This window comes from Cupriavidus sp. 05L411, from assembly GCF_056398045.1.
On record NZ_JBFTOQ010000042.1, the window covers coordinates 40,862 to 59,158 of the forward strand.

Consider the following 18,297-nt stretch of genomic DNA (forward strand, 5'->3'; position numbering starts at 1 on the left):
CTCAGGCGCCCGGCTGCGGTGCATCAAGCGGCGCGCGCAAGGCGGCGGCCACCTGGCTTTGCAGCCAGCTATGGAACCGCAGGATGGCCTTCTCACGCGGGTTGCCTTCGCGCCAGGTCACCCAGTAATGCAAGCTGGACGGGATGCGGGTGGTGCCGATCTGCACCAGTTCGCCGCTGGCAAGGTAGTCGCTGGCGAGTTGCAGGCGCGCGGTGGCCACGCCAAGCCCCGCCACTGCCGATTGCAGCATCATGCCGGCGTCCTGGAAGATCGGCCCGCGCTCGGGTTCCGTGCCAGGCAGGCCGGCGCTTTCCAGCCAGTCGCGCCACGGCCGCAGCGCGAAGCGCAGCATTGGCAGGCGCGGCAGGTCGGCCAGCGTGAAGCCGGGGTAGCGCGCGAGCAGTGCCGGGCTGGCGACCGCGATGACATGGTCTTCGATCAGGTTGTGGCAGGCAAAGCCGGGCAGGTCCACGCGCTGGTGCCAGATCCCCACATCCACCGAGTACGGATCGGGCGGCGTGATCTCGGCGTGCAGCCGCAGGTGCAGGTCAAGCCCTGGCAGGGCCGCGTGCAGGCTCGGCAGGCGGCGGATCAGCCACGCGTTGGCCAGGTCGGCCATGACGCTGACTTCCAGCCGCACCACCTGAGGGGCACCACCATTGCTGGCCTCGCGCAGGCCGTCTTCCAGTTCCGCCAGCCCATCGCGAATCCGCTCGGCCAGCCGCGCGCCCACATTGGTCGGCATCATCAGGTGGCCGGTGCGCTGGAACAGCTTGGTGCCCAGCTTGTCCTCCAGCGCGCGCAGATGGTGGCTGATGGCGCTGTGGGTCAGCGCCAGTTCCTCCGCAGCGCGCGAAAAGCTGCGGTGGCGGGCAGCGGCCTCGAGCGCCCGCAGTGCCTGCAGCGCGGGCAGGTGGGGCGCGCGCTGCAGGCGCGGCGGCTCGGGTGGCGGGGCGGGTTCAGCCGGGCGGGATGGCAAGCCGGGCTGGCCGGACGGGCCAAGCTTGGTAGGTTTCGGGTGTCGGGAGCTCATTGCCGTCAAATTCTACTCACAATTGCGGCGGGTATCTTTCGTTGGTGTTGCATGCGGCGACTGACGACAATGCAGGCATGAATTCTGCCAATGTATCCACTCCTGCCGCTGCGGCGCCGTCTCCTGCTTCCCGGGCTGGCGATCCTGCGCTGGCCGCTGCCCGCTGGCGCGTGCTTTGCATCTTTTCGCTGGGTTTCCTGGTTTCCTATATCTTCCGGGGCGTCAATCTGGGCTTCGCGCCGCATTTGATCCGCGAGATGGGGCTGGGTGCCGCCGACCTGGGGCTGCTGACCAGCTTTTACTTCCTGGGGTTTGCCTGCGCCCAGTTGCCGGCCGGGCTGATGCTCGACCGCTTTGGCCCGCGCCGCACCGAGGCGGCATTGCTGCTGGTGGCGGTGGCTGGCGCGCTGGTATTCGCTTCGGCGACCAGCATGGCCGCACTGGCGGCAGGGCGCCTGATGATCGGCGTGGGCGTGTCGGTTTGCCTGGGGGCTGCCATCCAGGCCCTGTCGATCTGGTTCCCCCTGTCGCGCATGCCCTTGCTCAATGGGGTGGTGATGGCGATCGGCGGGCTGGGCGCCGTGATGGTGGGCGCGCCGCTGGGCTGGCTGCTGTCATGGACCGACTGGCGCACCGTCAGCTATGGGCTGGCCGGGTTGACGCTGGCCATGGCGGCGCTGCTGTGGCTCGGCGCCCCCGAGACCAGCCGCGCTGGCAAGCAGCGCCTTGCCGAACAGCTGCGCGGCACCTGGCAGGTCTTTCGCAATGCGCGCTTTTTGCGCGTGGTGCCGCTGGCGCTGCTCAATCAAGGTGTGTTCCTGGCGGTGCAGACGCTGTGGGTCGGTGCCTTCCTGCGGGACGTGGCCGGCTATGCGCCGGAGCAGGGCGCTCGCCTGGTGTCGGTGATCGGCTTTGCCATGATGGGCGGCTGCGTTTGCGCCGGCTGGGCCGCGCGCCATCTTGAGCGTGCCGGCGTGAGCCTTTACACCTTCGCCGGCGTCGGCATGAGCGGGTTCATCGTGATCCAGTGCCTGATCATGGCGGGGGTGCCGCTGCCGCCGACGCTGCTGTGGGCGGCCTATGGCGTGTTCGGCTCCAGCGGCAYCCTGGCCTATGCCGTGCTGGCGCGCAGCTTCCCCGATGCGCTGATCGGGCGCGCCACCACGGCGCTGACCCTGACGGTGTTCCTGTCCACCTTTGCCTGCCAGGTCGGCATCGGGCTGGTGCTGGACCTCTGGCCCGCCGATGCGGGCCGCTACCCGAAGGCGGCGCACCTGACCGTGTGGGGCGGGCTGGTGGCGCTGCAGGTACTGGCCGCGCTGTGGTACATGCTGGGGGGGCGCCGCACAAGCGGCGCTACAGCATGACCGGGCGGTCGTCGAGCTCGTTCGGATTGGGCCGGTCGCCCGCGGGGAAATGGGTGGCCAGCTGATGGTGGATCTCTTCCACCGCCGCCAGCACGGGCTTGACCGATAGCTCCCGGGCCAGCCCGCTAGCGAGTTCGCCGCAGATGGCGCGCCAGGTTTCCGGGGCCACGCGGGCATCGATGCCACGGTCGGCCAGCAGCTCCACCGCGTGATCCGCCAGGTTGATATAAAGCAGCACCCCGGTGTGGCCTTCGGTGTTCCACACCTCCAGCGCGCCGAACAGGGCGCGGGCACGGGCGCGCGGGCTGGTGCCGGAGAAGGCCAGCGCCAAGGGCAGGCTGGATTCGATCACGACCCGGACTTCGCCGTGATGCCGCTGCTCGCCGGCGCGCACCGCCTGCTGCAGTTGCTGCTGGGCGTCGGCGGGGAAGAGTTTGCTGGCGGCGCCGGGGCGCGTGCCGAGATGGCGCAGGGCGCGTTTGAAGTGTGGCATGTGTCGTTACCAGTTGCCGGAGGCGCCGCCCCCGTCGAAGCCGCCGCCGCCGCCGCCACCGAAGCCGCCGCCCCCACCGCCCCCACCGCCCCCAAATCCGCCACCGCCACCGCCACCACGTCCCCAGCCGCCACCCCCGAGACCGCCAAGGGTGCCGCCCAGTCCGCCGGCAGCCGCGTCCCAGCCGCGCCCGCGCGTCACGATCCGCGAGCCGCCCGAGCGGCGGGCCGCGGAGATGAAGAAGAACAGGATGATGGCGAGCGGGAACAGCACCGGCAGCCAGTCGGTCCATGATCCGCTCTGGGCGGCCTTGGCACCGGCCTGCGGGCCGGGCAGGGCTTCCTTGTCGATGGTGGCCTGGATCGCCGAGACGCCGGCCGCGATGCCGCCATAGAAATCATTCTGGCGGAAGTGCGGCGCCATCACGTCCTGCAGGATGCGCTTGGACATGGCGTCGGTCAGCGAGCCTTGCACGCCGCGCCCCACTTCCAGGCGCATCTTGCGCAGGCCGGGCGGGTTGTCCTTGGCGATCAGCAGGATCACGCCGTCGTCGATGCCCTTGCGCCCGGCGCGCCAGGCGTCGGCCACGCGGATGCTGTAGGCATCGATGGGCTCGGGATCCGTGGTGGGCACCATCAGCACGAAGATCTGGCTGCCGCGCTGCTGCTCGTACTCTGCCAGCACGTTTTCCAGCGCGCTGCGCTGGCTGGCGCTGAGCGTGCCGGTGAGGTCGGTGACCCGCTGCGTGAGCGGCGGCACCGCGACAAAGCCGTCGCCGGCGGCCATGGCCGGGAACGCCAGCAGCGCGCCCAGCCACAGCAGCAGCGCCAGCATGGCGGCTGTCCAGCCACTGCGCTCAGAGGGATTGCGCATAGGTATGTCCGGGGTCAGAACTTCACCGTGGGCGGTGCCGAGATGGCCTTCTCGTTCTCCACCGTGAACGACGGCTTGACCGGGTACTTGAAGATCATGGCGGTCAGGTTGGTGGGGAAGCTGCGCGCCAGGATGTTGTAGTCGCGCACCGCGGTGATATAGCGCTGGCGTGCCACCGTGATGCGGTTCTCGGTGCCCTCGAGCTGCGATTGCAGGTCGCGGAACGACGCATCGGCCTTGAGTTGCGGATAGTTCTCCGACACCGCCAGCAGGCGCGACAGCGCGCCGCTCAGCTCGCCCTGGGCTTGCTGGAAGCGCTTGAAGGCTTCGGGGTCGTTGAGGGTCTCGGGCGAGACCTGGATGCTGGTGGCCGCGGCGCGGGCCTTGGTCACGGCTTCCAGTGTCTCGCGCTCATGCGTGGCATAGCCCTTGACGGTATTGACCAGGTTGGGGATCAGGTCGGCGCGGCGCTGGTACTGGTTGATCACCTCGCCCCAGGCCGCCTTGACGGCCTCGTCCTTGGACTGGAAGTCGTTGTACCCGCAGGCGGACAGCAGGCTTGCGCACAGGGCCAGCATGAGCCAGCGCAGCACAGAGCGCCCGCAGGACAGTGACAGGGAAGGGGATGCGCGCATCGAAGACTCCGGAATTCGTGGAGTCCCCAGTGTAGCGCAGGGGCCGGCCGGCGCAAGCGAATCGGCCCGGGTGCGGTTGACGGCAGGCCGGCCGTCCCGGTAGATTGTCGTTTCTGCCGTGGTTGCCACGGTGTGCTCCCATTCAGCCCCAACCTGCCATGCGCGCTGTTTCGTCGATTTCCGCACTTGTTTGCCCTGCCTCGCAGCGGCAGGTGCCGGCGCGCGCCAAAGCCAAAAAACAGCCGCTCATCTGACCGGGGCGCTGCTTCCGTCAGATGAGCGACGGAGCGGCACCTGCGTACCAGCGTACAGGGGCGAGGCCAGGTTTGAAGGTTCAGGCTTTCCCACTGCCCCACGCGGGCTCATCTGCCACCCGGCGCGCTTCTGCACGGTTTTTATTGACCGGTCGTACAGGAGTGATTCGATGCAAGCCGTAGATCAAGCCCAAGCCCAACAAGTCCAACAGGATTCGCAGGCACAACACGTCTTTTCAGGAATCTGGCTGCCATTGGTGACGCCATTTGCCGACGGTTCGGTCGATTTTCCCGAGCTGGCCCGCCTGGTGGTGCACTACGCCGGCAGCGGCATCGCGGGGATCGTGGTGTGCGGCAGCACCGGTGAGGCGGCCGCGCTCGATGAGGCCGAGCAACTGGCCGTTCTGGATACGGTGCTGGCCAGCGCCGGCAGCTTGCCGGTGATGATGGGCGTGGCGGGCAGCCAGGTGAAGCAGGTGCAGGCGTGCGTGCGCCGGCTGGCCGGGCGACCGCTGGCCGGGCTGCTGGCGCCCGCGCCTTATTACGTCCGTCCGTCGCAGGCCGGCCTGCTGGATTATTTCCGCATGCTGGCCGACAGCGCCCCCGCGCCGCTGGTGCTGTACGACATTCCCTACCGGACCGGCGTGAAGCTGGGGACGGAAACCATCCTGGCGCTGGCCGCGCATCCGAATATCCGCGCCATCAAGGATTGCGGCGGCGATTACCAGGGCACGCAGGCCGTCATTGCCGACGCTCGCTTGAGCGTGCTGGCGGGGGAGGATCACCAGTTACTGGGCACGCTGTGCCTGGGTGGCACGGGCGCGATCATCGCTTCTGCGCATCTGTATCCGGCGCTGTTCGTGGCACTCGCGCAGGCGGTGGCGGGGCAGCGGCTCGAGCATGCGCGCCGGCTTTTCCATGCCGTGATGCCGATGATCAAGCTGCTGTTCGCCGAGCCCAATCCGGGCCCGCTCAAGGCCATGCTGGCGCGCGAGGGATGGTTGCGCAATGAGCTGCGTGCGCCGATGACGCCCGCCAGCGCCGCCCTGGAGGTGGCGCTGGCGCGGGCCTGCGAGCAGCTTGGGGCGGCTGTTCCCGAGTTGCTTGGCTGACTCGGCGGGCGTTTGAGTTATCGAGCTTTCGGGCTCTCGGCGTTATTAGCGACTGCTTAACGTCAACTGCAACTGCAACTGCAACTGCAGCTGCAGTTGCCTTTTAGCTTCTGACCTTGAAGTGGCAGTTAAGCACTTGCAATTGCAGTTGCAGTTCAAAGACCAACAACACAAGCCCTCAGGCCGCGAAAGCCTTGCGGGCGGCTTCGATCGTGGTGGCGAGGATCGCGTCGTCGTGCTGCGCCGAGACGAAGCCCGCCTCAAAGGCGGACGGCGCCAGGTAGACGCCGGCATCCAGCATGGCGTGGAAGAAGCGGTTGAAGCGCGCGGTATCGCATTGCGTGACTTCAGCAAAGCTGCCCGGCACGCCCTCGCGGAAGTACAGGCCGAACATGCCGCCGATGGCATCCGCCGCGAACGGCACGCCGGCTTCGCGTGCGGCCGCGGCCAGGCCGTCGGCCAGCTTGCGGGTTTGCGCGGCAAGGCGGTCATGGAAGCCCGGTGCCTGGATCAGCTTGAGGGTGGTCAGCCCGGCCGCCACCGCCAGCGGGTTGCCCGACAGCGTGCCGGCCTGGTACACGGCGCCCAGCGGCGCCAGGCAGGCCATGATGTCGCGCCGCCCGCCAAAGGCCGCCGCGGGCATGCCGCCGCCGATCACCTTGCCCAGGCAGGTCAGGTCCGGCGTGATGCCGTAATGCGCCTGCGCGCCGCCCAGCGCTACGCGAAAGCCGGTCATCACCTCGTCGAAGATCAGCACGGCGCCATGCTTGGTGCACAGCGAGCGCATGGCTTGCAGGAACGCATCGCTTGCGCGCACCAGGTTCATGTTGCCGGCCACCGGCTCCACGATCACCGCGGCGATCTCATCGGCGTGCTTGATAAAGGCTTGCTCGAGCTGCTCGACGTTGTTGTACTCCAGCACCATGGTGTGCTTGGTCACGTCGGCGGGCACGCCGGCCGAGGAGGGCGCGTTCTTGGTGGTGTCGGCAAAGGTCAGCAGGCCGGAACCCGCCTTGACCAGCAGGCTGTCGGCGTGGCCGTGGTAGCAGCCCTCGAACTTCACGATCAGGTCGCGCTTGGTGAAGCCGCGCGCCAGGCGCAGCGCGCTCATGGTGGCCTCGGTGCCGGAGGAAACCAGGCGCACCTGCTCGATCGACGGCACCAGCTTGCAGATTTCCTCGGCCATCTCGATCTCGGCCTCGGTCGGCGCGCCGAACGAGAAGCTGTGGGCCGAGGTCTCCTGCACCGCGCGCACCACTTCGGGGTGGGCATGGCCGACGATCATCGGGCCCCAGGAGCCGATATAGTCGATATAGCGCTGGCCGTCGGCGTCCCACATGTAAGCGCCTTCGGCGCGCGTGATGAAACGGGGCGTGCCGCCCACCGAGCGGAAGGCGCGCACGGGCGAATTGACGCCGCCCGGAATGGTTTGCTGTGCGCGGTCGAAGAGCTGCTGGTTACGAGACATGGCTTTGCGTGAAATCAAAAGCGGGAGAAACGCGTTCTAACAGGCAGCAAGTTACCTTGAAGATGCCAGCAAAAAGGCTCAAATGCGAGGCATTTACGCGGTAACGTGCGCGAACACGGCGTATTTGGCCCGAATCCTGCTAGCCCGGCTGGCGCCGGCGGCGCCGATTCGGTACCATCTGGCCCTGAATTTTAATGGAGAGTGACTGGACCGTTATGGAATACAAGACCTGGATGTGCCTGATCTGCGGCTGGATTTACGACGAAGCTACCGGCGCGCCCGAAGACGGCATTGCCCCCGGCACCAAATGGGAAGACGTGCCCATCAACTGGACCTGCCCGGAATGTGGCGCGCGCAAGGAAGATTTCGAGATGGTGGCGCTCTGAAAGGCTCCACGGTGGCTGGAGTTGCTAAACAGCAACGCTAGCACCGCCGCGTCGCCAGCCAGCACAGGCTGGATGGCTTGATCTGGCCATGCGTCACCATGACGCGACCGTGACGACCCCGCTTGGGGCCTCAGCCCGCCGCGGCGCGTCGCGTCGATGCGACAGATCGCCAGGGGCCGCCCGAGATTCCGGATTGACGGCCCCACGACGACTTGTCACACTCTGTTTCAAATTTGAAAATCCACCCTTTGGGGGGTGGACCGCGGCAGGCGCGGGTACCACGCGCCGCCGTTTGCCGGGCACCGGGGCTTTCCGGCCGGCGTGTTTTCGGGAATCAAATCGTTTTGTTTCGGGGGTCCGTCGGGGCGGCCAGGCTGCCTTGCGCGGAAGTTCTCAAGTGAATGCCGGCGTTTCCGTCAGGGAACCACGCTGGTCGCGGGAACGAGATGCGGGTCGCTCAACTACAAGAAGGTATTCGGGTCAACGCCGAGGTCAGCGGCGCGGTCGAAGCTGGCGCTGGCGCTAGCGGCGCTGCTGCGCCTGCGCGCCGCAAGGTGCTCGTCATTGACGATTCCAGCACCATTCGCCGCACCGCCGAGATCTTCCTGTCCCAGGCCGGCTGCCAGGTGCTGTTGGCCGAAGACGGCTTCGAGGCACTCGCCAAGGTCGGCGACATGCATCCGGACCTGATCTTCTGCGACATCCTGATGCCGCGCCTGGACGGTTACCAGACCTGCGCCCTCATCAAGAAAAGCCCCCGGTTCCATGCCATCCCGGTAATCATGCTGTCCTCCCGCGACGGCGTGTTCGACCGTTCGCGCGGCCGCCTGGTCGGCGCGCAAGACCATCTCGCCAAGCCTTTTACCCGTGAGTCGCTGCTGCAGGCGGTAGACGCCTGCGTGCCACGTGCCGCTGCCGTGGCCAGCCCCTTGCCGGCTTGAGCGCAATCCAAGGAATACCAATCATCATGACTATCAGCAAAATCCTTATCGTCGACGACTCCCCCACCGAAGCCCTGTTCATGTCCGACCTGCTCGGCAAGAAGGGCTTCAAGGTCTCGGTGGCCGGCAATAGCGAACAGGCCTTCGCCCGGCTCGAGAAGGAACCCTTCGACCTGATCCTGATGGACGTGGTGATGCCCGGCCAGAACGGCTACCAGGCGACCCGCGCGATCAAGCGCGACGACCGCTTCAAGGACATCCCCGTGATCATGTGCACCAGCAAGGGCCTGGACACCGACCGCATSTGGGGCATGCGCCAGGGCGCGGCAGACTACGTCGTCAAGCCGGTCGACGGCGAAGAACTGCTGACCAAGATCGCTGCGCTGGCGCACTGAGCCGCGCGCCGGTTTCCTGCCCGCTTGCATCCGAGCCCATCCTTGCCTTCTCACCGGAACCCGACCATGACCGCGCCGCGCCAGGATCTTCGTGCCCGCCAGACCCGGCTGCAGGACTACCAGGCCATGCTGGCCCGCCGGCTGCGCGAGGCGCGCAACCTGCCGGCGGTGGACAGCTTCCTGGGCCTGCAGGTGGGACAGCGGCACTGGCTGCTGCCGTTGCCGGAGACGGGCGAGGTGCTGGAGATGCGCCAGCCCAGCCGCGTGCCGCTCACGCAGTCCTGGTACACCGGGCTGGTGAACGCGCGCGGCAGCCTGCTGGGCGTGATCGATTTCGGCCTGTTCTGTGGCGAGGGAGCCACCGCGCTGCAGCCGGGCAGCAAGATCGTGGTGCTGTCGCGCCAGGTGGAGCGTGCCTGCGGCATCTTGGCCACGCGCGTGATCGGGCTGCGCCATGCCGGCGACCTGTCGTTGCCGGTGGAAGCGGCGAACGCGCCGCCGGCGGGGCCGGAGGCGGCGCAGGACTGGGAGGGCGCGCGTTTTGCCGATCGCGACGGGCGCGACTGGCAGGTGCTCGATGTGCGCAGGTTGCTGGCGTCGCCGGCCTTCCTGCAGGTGGGCCGGCAGGCTGCCTGAACACCGCGCGGCGCTGCCTGCAAGGATGTGGCGACACAACGGTGCGGCGACAAACCAAATTCAAAAAATAACGGACAGAGGGTGCTATGGGTTTCAAGATGTTCAGCCTGGGTCGCCAGGCACCGGCGGCCGGTGCCGCCGAACTGGCGGCAGACGCCGCAGCCGCGCCCAGCACGCGAAGCACCCCGGCCGAGACGCTCTCGGGCCGGCTGTCCCGCATCCCGTTTGCCAGCCAGCAGCGCGCGCTGACCATCGGCGTGGTGGTGTCGCTGGCGGCGCTGCTGGCATCGGTGTATTTCGATAACCGCGAAGCCAACAACGGCGCGGCGCAGATCGAGATCGCCGGCGACATGCTGATGCACTCGCAGCGCCTCGCCAAGGCCGTGCCGGTGGCGCTGCTGGGCAATGCGCAGGCGTTCACGCAGCTGCGCCAGTCCAAGAGCGAGCTCGCGGGCGACTTGCAGGCGCTGCAAGACGGCAGCGATGCGAAGCACGTGCGCGCGACCGGCGCAGCCGCCGCGCCGCTGCTGGAAAAAGCCATGGAGTCCTGGCAGCGCACCGAGAAGAGCGCCGGTGACGTGCTGGCCCAGCAGCCCACCCTGACCACCATCGGCCAGACGCTGCAGATCTTCAACGCCTCCAACCCCGAACTGCTGGAAAGCGCGGAGCAGGTGGCGGCAATCAAGCTGCAAAGCGGCGCCAACGCGCGCGAGGTGGCTGCCTCCGCGCAGCTGGTGATGCTGACGCAGCGACTGGGTAAGAACCTCAACGAGTTCCTGGCGGGCGAAGGCGTCAACCCGGAAACCGCGTTCCTGCTCGGCAAGGACACCAATACCTTCCGCGAAACCCTGGACGGCCTGATCAATGGCAGCGAAGCGCTGCGGCTGTCGGCGGCGGGAGATGCCGAAACCCGCGGCTACCTGCAGCAGCTGTCGCAACGTTTCGACGCGGTGCAGAAAACCACCCAGACCATCCTGCAGAACCTGCCCGGCCTGATCGCCGCCAAGCGCGCGCAGCAGCAGATCTTCAACGACAACGAGGCACTGCGCGGCGAGCTGTCCGCGCTGCAGGCCGCTTATGCGCAAGGCGCGCGCGTGCGCCCGCTGACGCTGGGCGCCACCATCGTCTCGGCCTTGCTCACGCTGCTGTTCCTGGCCGGCCTGGCCGCGCTGTACCTGCGCGACTCGCGTGCCCGTACCCTCGAAGCCGAGGCCCGCGAGCGCGAGGCGGAAGCCCGCCGCCTGGATGAAAAGCGCAACAACGACGCGACCCAGAAGGCGATTTTGCAGTTGATGAACGAGCTGCAGGACATCGCCGACGGCGACCTGACCAAACAAGCCACCGTGACCGAGGACATCACCGGCGCCATCGCCGACTCGGTGAACTACACGGTGGAAGAATTGCGCGAACTCGTCGGCCGGGTGCAGCAGACCGCCGGCGAGGTGACGCAGGCATCGGGGCAGGTGCAGGACACCTCGACCGAGCTGGTCGCCGCCTCGGAAGAGCAATCGCGCCAGATCCGCCAGACCGGCGAATCGGTGGTGGAAATGGCGGACCGCATCACGCAGGTCTCGCGCGGCGCGGCGGAATCCGCCAACGTGGCGCGCGCCTCGCTGGCCGCGGCCGAGCAGGGCCAGCACGCGGTGCAGAACGCCATCGTCGGCATGAACGACATCCGCGAGCAGATCCAGGACACCTCCAAGCGCATCAAGCGCCTGGGTGAATCCTCGCAGGAGATCGGTGAAATCGTCGAACTGATTTCCGACATTACCGAGCAGACCAACGTGCTGGCGCTGAACGCCGCCATCCAGGCCGCATCGGCCGGTGAAGCCGGGCGCGGCTTCTCGGTGGTGGCCGAAGAAGTGCAGCGGCTGGCAGAGCGCTCCGGCGAGGCAACCAAGCAGATCGGCGCGCTGATCCGCACCATCCAGACCGACACCCAGGACGCGGTGCACGCCATGGAGCGCAGCACGCAGGGCGTGGTGGAAGGGGCCAAGCTGTCGGACAACGCCGGCGCCGCGCTGGTGGAGATTGGCCGCGTGTCGCGCCAGCTCGCCGAGCTGATCGAGCAGATTTCCCAGACCACCTCGCATGAGGCGGGGCTGGCTACCGCGGTGGCACGCAATATCGAAGGGATCCTGCAGGTGACCGAGCAGACTTCGTCCGGCACGCGCCAGACGGCACTCTCGGTGCGCCAGCTGACCTTGCTGACCGAAGAGCTGCGCAATTCGGTGCTGCGATTCAAGATCGCCTGACGAGTCAGCATTGGTGTTCAACGCGAGCCCGCGCGGATGCGGGCCACGGACCGGCGCCACCGCATTGGACGCATTGGAAGCAGTCATGTCATTGAATTTCCCTGTCTCGCGCGAGGCCGCCGGCACCGATCCGGCCGTGCAGGATCCGCTGGCGCCGATCCCTTCGCCGGACCTGTCCGCCGAGCTGGCCGCCCCTGCCAGGAAGCCTGCCGCCCCGGTAGCCCGTGATCTTTCCGTGCTGGCCTGGCTGGCGCCGAGCCTGCGCGCCGCGCTGGATGACGCCGCGGCCGAGCTGGGCCATTACGTCGATGAAGTGCAGCAGGCGCCCGAGGCGCTGGGCGCGCGCGACACCACTTCGCTGCGCCTGGCCGGCCAGCACCTGCACCAGGCCGCCGGCGCGGTGCACATCGTTGGCCTGCGCGGGGTCGATCCGTATTGCCAGGCGCTGCGCCGCCTGCTCGAAGGCATCGATGGCGGCGCAGTGCCCGCCGACGCCCGCACGCTGGCCGCGTTCCGCCTGGGCGTGCAAGCGCTGGCCGAGTACGTCGATGACCTGATGGTTGGCGACGACGAAGATCCGGTGCGGCTGTTCTGTTCCTACGCCGACGTGCTGGGCCGCCTTGGCGAAGACCGCGTGCACCCCGCCGACCTGTGGGTGGACGAGCTGCAGATGCTGCCCGGCATCCTGCTGCCGATGCGCATGGCCTCCACGGTGACGCGCGCGCGCCAGCGCTTCGAGGCGGCGTTGCTCAAGGCGCTGCGCCTGCCGGTGCCGTGCGCCGAGCCGAGCCTGTTGCACGAGGCCTATCTGCCGCTGGAGTCCGCGCTGGAAGACGTACGCGCGAGCGAGCAGGAACTGCGCCGCGCCACTGACCATCCGGACCGCGGCGTGTGGCATGTGCTGGCGCTGGTGTTCGGCGCGCTGGCCCACGGCCTGCTGCCCTCGGACCTGCTGGCCAAGCGGCTGGCGGGGCGTGCCCACCTGCTGTTGCGCCAGTACCTGCAAGGCCAGGTGCGGGTGCCGCAAGCCTTGCTCAACGACGCCGTGTACCTGCTGGTCACCACCAGCGGCACGCCGCCCGCGGACGAACCGCAGAGCGCGCCCGTGCTGGTGCTGCGCTCCGCCATTCGCGAATGCCTGCAAGCCTTCCGCATCGATGCGGCGCATGCCACCGTGCATGCCGACTTCCGCGTGCGCTATTACGGCTGGCTCGACCCGATCGACACCCGCAACCTGCAGCAGGCGGCCACCGCGCTCGAGCGGTCCGCTGCCGCTGGCCCGGATCACGGTGAGTGGCATAACGCGCTCGCCGTGCTGGCCGAAGCCGCGCAGCCGCTGGCCCAGCCGGCGCTGCTGCGCTGCCTGGATGCCGCGCTGCAGGTCCGACCCGGTGCCGATGATCCCTTTGGCGCCTGCGCCATTGCCTTGTTCCTGGGGCGGGCACTGGCGCTGCCATGGCGCGTGCATGGCAGCACCGGGCACGCGGCGGCGGCCGAGTTCGCGCGGCGTTGCGATGAACTGACCTTGTACCTTGGCGCGCATGAGCGTGGCGAGCCCACTGTGCAAGCGCCGCGCTGGCTCGCGCAGATGGTGGACCAGGCGCGCACCCAACGCCTGCGCGAGGCAGCAGTGGCGCAACTGCGCGGCCACCTCGACAGCGGTGAATCCTGGCTCGATGCCTATGACCGCGATGCCGCCCGCGCCGAAGCCGGCGCGCACCTGCGCGACGCCGAACGCGCGTTCGCGGCGCTCGCCAGCACGCTGGCTGGCTTGCGCGAGGCCGGTGCGCTGCCGGAAGCACTGCAGGCCGACGCGCTTGCGGTAGCGGCGGCGCTGGAGCGCGTGATGCCAGCGCTGGAATGGCTTGCCGGCACCCGCGCCACCCAGGTTGCAGGCGACACAGCCAGCGCTGCCGACGCGGTGAGCGCGCGCGCTGGCCGCCTTGCCGCGATCGCCGGCGAGCTGGGTGTTGTGCACGCCTTTATCGATGCGCTGGCATTTGGCCGTGCCGCATCGGCGGACACGCATGCCGATGCCGTCGACGTTGCCGCGCAAGACGAGCAGGGCGGCGCGGTTTCCCACGCGACGCTGCTAGCCAGGGCGCGCGCGGCGGCCAACGATGCGATGCGCCATCCGGCCGCCGCCGACGCACCCGAAGTGAAGGCGCTGCGCGCGGCACTGCAGGCGATGAACGAGCAGGCCGCCATCGACGACGCAGCCGGCCTGCGCCGCCAGGCCGGCGAAGCCACTACGCAGCTCAATGCCTGGCTCGCCGGGTCCCACGGCGCGGCCGAGCGCCTGGTGGTGGCGCTGGCCGAGGCGCTGCCGATCAGTGCGCCCGGCACGCCCGCGCCCGCGGCAGCCATGCCTGCCGCGGCCGATACCGGCGCCATCGATGCCGAACTGCTGGATATCTTCCTGACCGAAGCGGTCGAGGTGCTGGGCGAGGTCGGCAACGATCTCGGCGGCGGCCTCTGCGCGCTGGCGGATGCCGATACCATCAGCCGCCTGCGCCGCGCCTTTCATACGCTCAAGGGATCCAGCCGGATGGTCGGCCTGCATCGCTATGGCGAAGCGGCCTGGGCAATCGAGCAGGTGATGAACCTCTGGATTGCCGAGGCCCGCGCCCCGGCGCCGGGCCTGCTGGACTTGCTGCTGCGTGCCCACGATGAGCTGTCCGGTTGGGTGAGCGCACTGCGCGGCGATGCCCATGCCGCGCACGACGCCACGGGCCTGCTGGCCGCGGCGCAGTCTGTGCGCGCGGGCGAGCGGCCCGAGCCGGAGCACATCGCCCAAGCGGAGACCGCGACTGTGCACGCGGCCGGGCTTGAGCTGATGGCGACGCAGCCCGAGGACGAGCAGGTGCTGGAAGCACAACCGGGGACGGAGCTGGAACCCGTGCCAGGTATCCAGCCCCCCGAGCAGGACGCGGAGCACCCGGCCGAAGCCGAAGCCGAGGCCGAAGCAGACAACACCGTGGCCGGGGATGCCAAGGTCATTCCTTTCCGCTTTGCCAGCACGCCGGCTGAGGAAAACGACCACTTCAAGCTGATCGGCCCGGTGCGTATCAGCCTGCCGCTTTACAACGTCTACCTGCAAGAAGCCGACGACCTCATCCGCCAGTTCGCCACCGATCTTTCCGAGTGGCGCCACGAGGGCCGTCCCTGCCCGAGCGAGCTGGCGCTGCGTGTCGCGCATACCTTGCAAGGCAGCGCTTCCACGGTCGGCCTGGAGCCGGTACGCGCCATTGCCGAGGCGCTTGAGCGCCTGATGCTGCAGCTCGGCGCGCACCCGGTGGCGATGCACCCGGGCGACTTCCGCTTGCTGGAGCAGGCGGTGGAGCGCGTGCGTGGCATGCTGCACCAGTTTGCCGCGGGCATCTGGCCTGCCGCCGATGACACGCTCTGCCGCAGCCTGCTCGAGCTTGGCGAGCGCGCCATGGTGCGCCCGCGCCTGGCGCTGCCGGCGGTGGAGCTGCCGGCCGAGGCCGAGGACGCGCCGGTTGCGCTGCTGTTCGGCAAGCTGCCCGGCGCGGCCAATGCCGGCATGCTGCACGACGCCACCGTCACGCCCCTGCATGCGGTGCAAGCACAAGCTGCCCCGGCTGTCACGGCTGTCACGGCTGTCACGGCTGTCACGGACACGCCGGACGAGCAAGCCACCGAGGTCGCCGAGCAAGCCGAGCAAGCCCCCGATCCGGCGCTAGTCGAGATTTTCCTGGAAGAAGCGCACGGCAGCCTGCCGGAGCTGGGCAAGCTGCTGCGAGGCTGGGAGACCGCCAGCGGCGATGGCGAGCATGCCAGCCACGCCGGCCTGATCCTGCGCGCGCTGCACACGCTCAAGGGCAGCGCCCGGATGGCCGGCGCCATGGCGCTGGGCCAGGCCGCCCACGAGATGGAAACCCTGCTCGATGCCGCCGTGCGCGCCGATCGCGTGGTGCCGCTCCTGTTCGTGCGCCTGTACGCCTGGTACGACCGTATCCTCGCGCATAGCGAGGCGCTGCAGGCCGGCCGCCTGCTGCCGGTGGACGATCCTGAGCTGATCAACGCCATGACCGGGCAGAGCAGCGCGCCGGACGAGGCACCGGTTCCGGCTGCGCGCACACTCGCACCCACACCTGCGCTTGTGCAAGACGTGCCGCCGAGCGCCACGGTACAGCCGTGGCTGCCCAGCGCGCCCATGCAGCCGGTCGGGGCGCCCCTGCCGATGCCCGCAATGGGCGCTGCGCTGGCCCCCGCCACCGACGCCGTCGAACGCCAGCGCGCGCTGGTGCGGGTGCAGGCCCGCACCCTCGATACGCTGATCACCGATGCTGGCGAAGTCGGCGCGACGCGCGCGCGGCTGGAGAGCGAGCTCGACGCGATGCGCAGCTACCTGGGCGAGCTCAACGACAACGTGGCGCGCTTGCGCGGCCAGTTGCGCGAGATCGAGATCCAGGCCGAGTCGCAGATGGCCTCGCGCACCGCCGATGCCCAGCACACGGTCGAGTTCGATCCGCTCGAGTTCGATCGCTTCACGCGTTTCCAGGAGCTGACGCGGATGATGGCCGAGTCGGTCAACGACGTGGCGACCGTCGAGCAAAACCTGCAGCGCGGCTTCGACCGCGCCGCCGGCGACCTTGACGCGCAGGCGCGCCTCACGCGCGGCCTGCAGCGCAGCCTGATGCAGGCGCGCATGGTGCAGTTCGACGCGCTGGCCGAGCGTTTGTATCGCGTGGCGCGCCAGGCCGCCAGCGAGACCGGCAAGGAAGTGCGCCTGCTGATCAAGGGCGGCACCGTGGAGGTTGATCGCTCCGTGCTGGACCGCATGGCCGGCCCGATCGAGCACCTGATCCGCAATGCGGTGGTACACGGCATCGAGTCCGCCGACGTGCGCCGCGCCGCGGGCAAGCCCGCCACCGGCGCGCTCACGCTGGAAGTGCAGCAGGAAGGCAATGAGGTGGTGCTGCACTTCGTCGACGATGGCGGCGGCCTGGACCTCGTACGCATCCGCGCGCGCGCCATCGAGCGCGAACTGCTGGCGCCGGACGATGACGCGGGCGATGCCCGCCTCACCGAGATGATCTTCGCCCCAGGCTTTAGCACCGCGGATACGGTGTCGGAGCTGGCGGGGCGCGGCGTCGGCATGGACGTGGTGCGCGCCGAAACGGTGGCGCTGGGCGGGCGCATCGCGCTGGCCACGCAATCCGGGCGGGGCACCCGCTTTACCGTGCACCTGCCGCTGACGACAGCCATTACGCAAGTGCTACTGGTCACGTTGGGCGGCCGGCCGTTCGCCATCCCCAGCGGCATGATCGACCAGGTTCAGCAACTGCGCTCGCAAGGCCTGCTCGAAGCCTACAACCAGGGCAGCCTCGACGCGCCCGGCGGCGCCGTGCCGTTCCACTACCTTGGCACGCTGCTGGAAGAAACGCCGGCGGTAGCCGCAGGCAAGAAGTACTCGCCGGTGGTGGTGGTGCGCAGCGGTGTCGAGCGCATCGCCGTGCACGTGGACGAAGTGATTGGCAACCGCGAAGTGGTGGTCAAGCACATCGGCCCGCACCTGGCACGCCTCGAGGGCATTGCCGGCGCGACCACGCTTGGCGACGGCGAGATCGTGCTGATCTATAACCCGGTGGTGCTGGCGCAGCGTTTCGTGCGCGAGCGCGGCGAGCTGGCCCGTCCGCAACTTGCCGCTCTGCCGCATCTGCCCCAGCCAGCGCAGCAGCCGACGCTGGGCGCGGTGGCCGAGTTCTCGCAAGGCGGCGCGGCTCCGGTGCAAGGGCTGGCCACGCAGCCGACCGTCATGGTGGTCGACGACTCACTGACCGTGCGCAAGGTCACGCATCGCCTGCTGACGCGGGCCGGCTACCAGGTGGTGCTGGCGCGCGACGGCGTGGACGCGTTGCGGCAGTTGCAGGAGGTGATGCCTGACGCGATGCTGGTCGACATCGAGATGCCGCATATGGATGGCTTTGACCTGACGCGCAATGTGCGGGCGGATAGCCGGACCGCGCATATGCCGTTGGTGATGATCACTTCGCGCACGGCGGAGAAGCATCGGCGTTACGCGGCTGAGATCGGGGTGAATGTTTATTTGGGTAAGCCGTATAACGAGGATGAGCTGCTTACCACGTTGCAGCATTTGTTGGGTGAGCGGGCTGTCGGGATGGCGGGGTCGGTGGCGCAGATGCTGGGGGAGGATGCGGGGAATTGATGGTGGTGGTGGGTGGTTGACTGCAACTGCAACTGCAACTGCAACTGCTTAACTGCGACTGCTTAACTGCGACTGCTTAACTGCGACTGCCTAACGTCAAAAGCAACTGCGGTTTCACCACCCCTGCGGGGCGGCGACCTACTTTCTTGTCTTGCCAAGAAAGTAGGCAAAGAAGGCGCGCCGGATGGGGCGACTACCCCCTCGGGCTTCGGCGAAAAGAGCGGCCGGGACCCAAACTCGCATCGCCTTAAGG

General features: G+C 68.5%; 13 protein-coding genes. 8 read left to right on the forward strand and 5 right to left on the reverse strand.

The window, feature by feature from the left end:
* Position 1: 1 nt before the first annotated feature.
* On the reverse strand, positions 2–1,033 hold the full coding sequence (locus AC1DQR_RS32300; protein WP_416047809.1) for a LysR substrate-binding domain-containing protein: 1,032 nt from the start codon (positions 1,031–1,033) through the stop codon (positions 2–4).
* Between the two features lie 77 nt (positions 1,034–1,110).
* Here AC1DQR_RS32300 and AC1DQR_RS32305 point away from each other — a divergent pair, with 77 nt between their 5' ends.
* On the forward strand, positions 1,111–2,400 hold the full coding sequence (locus AC1DQR_RS32305; protein WP_477134457.1) for an MFS transporter: 1,290 nt from the start codon (positions 1,111–1,113) through the stop codon (positions 2,398–2,400).
* On the opposite strand, the gene AC1DQR_RS32310 is transcribed toward AC1DQR_RS32305, so the two are convergent.
* Genes AC1DQR_RS32310 through AC1DQR_RS32320 form a run of 3 tightly spaced genes read right to left on the reverse strand, consistent with a single transcriptional unit; the run spans position 2,390 to position 4,401 of the window.
* Entirely contained in the window at positions 2,390–2,893 is a 504-nt protein-coding gene (locus AC1DQR_RS32310; RefSeq protein WP_416047811.1) for a TPM domain-containing protein, read from the reverse strand. The genes AC1DQR_RS32305 and AC1DQR_RS32310 overlap by 11 nt on opposite strands.
* 6 nt (positions 2,894–2,899) lie before the next feature.
* Positions 2,900–3,766 (reverse strand): TPM domain-containing protein, encoded by an 867-nt coding sequence (locus AC1DQR_RS32315; RefSeq protein WP_416047812.1) that lies wholly within the window; start codon positions 3,764–3,766, stop codon positions 2,900–2,902.
* Positions 3,767–3,780: 14 nt separating this feature from the next.
* Positions 3,781–4,401 carry a LemA family protein gene (locus tag AC1DQR_RS32320; RefSeq protein WP_183035167.1) on the reverse strand — a complete coding sequence of 207 codons (621 nt, stop codon included), beginning with the start codon at positions 4,399–4,401 and terminating at the stop codon, positions 3,781–3,783.
* A 424-nt stretch (positions 4,402–4,825) separates the two neighbouring features.
* Here AC1DQR_RS32320 and dapA point away from each other — a divergent pair, with 424 nt between their 5' ends.
* Entirely contained in the window at positions 4,826–5,767 is a 942-nt protein-coding gene (gene dapA / locus AC1DQR_RS32325) for a 4-hydroxy-tetrahydrodipicolinate synthase (RefSeq protein WP_477134458.1), read from the forward strand.
* Positions 5,768–5,945: 178 nt separating this feature from the next.
* On the opposite strand, the gene hemL is transcribed toward dapA, so the two are convergent.
* Entirely contained in the window at positions 5,946–7,235 is a 1,290-nt protein-coding gene (gene hemL, locus AC1DQR_RS32330; protein WP_416047814.1) for a glutamate-1-semialdehyde 2,1-aminomutase, read from the reverse strand.
* A gap of 215 nt (positions 7,236–7,450) precedes the next feature.
* On the opposite strand from hemL, the gene AC1DQR_RS32335 reads away from it, so the two are divergent.
* The 6 genes from AC1DQR_RS32335 to AC1DQR_RS32360 all read left to right on the forward strand — a co-directional run bounded on the left by AC1DQR_RS32335 (position 7,451) and on the right by AC1DQR_RS32360 (position 18,044).
* A complete protein-coding gene (locus AC1DQR_RS32335) occupies positions 7,451–7,621 on the forward strand; it encodes a rubredoxin (protein ID WP_006159034.1) in 171 nt (56 codons plus the stop codon).
* 446 nt (positions 7,622–8,067) lie between these two features.
* A complete protein-coding gene (locus tag AC1DQR_RS32340) occupies positions 8,068–8,562 on the forward strand; it encodes a response regulator (protein ID WP_006159033.1) in 495 nt (164 codons plus the stop codon).
* Positions 8,563–8,588: 26 nt separating this feature from the next.
* The gene (locus AC1DQR_RS32345; RefSeq protein WP_477134459.1) at positions 8,589–8,957 is read left to right on the forward strand and encodes a response regulator; all 369 of its coding nucleotides are present in this window, start codon (positions 8,589–8,591) and stop codon (positions 8,955–8,957) included.
* Positions 8,958–9,023: 66 nt separating this feature from the next.
* Complete coding sequence (locus AC1DQR_RS32350; protein WP_416047815.1) at positions 9,024–9,593, forward strand: chemotaxis protein CheW; 570 nt, start codon at positions 9,024–9,026, stop codon at positions 9,591–9,593.
* An 86-nt stretch (positions 9,594–9,679) separates the two neighbouring features.
* The gene (locus AC1DQR_RS32355; protein ID WP_416047816.1) at positions 9,680–11,848 is read left to right on the forward strand and encodes a methyl-accepting chemotaxis protein; all 2,169 of its coding nucleotides are present in this window, start codon (positions 9,680–9,682) and stop codon (positions 11,846–11,848) included.
* An 85-nt stretch (positions 11,849–11,933) separates the two neighbouring features.
* Positions 11,934–18,044, forward strand: coding sequence for a hybrid sensor histidine kinase/response regulator (locus AC1DQR_RS32360; protein ID WP_477134460.1), 6,111 nt, complete (start codon positions 11,934–11,936; stop codon positions 18,042–18,044).
* Positions 18,045–18,297 lie beyond the last annotated feature (253 nt).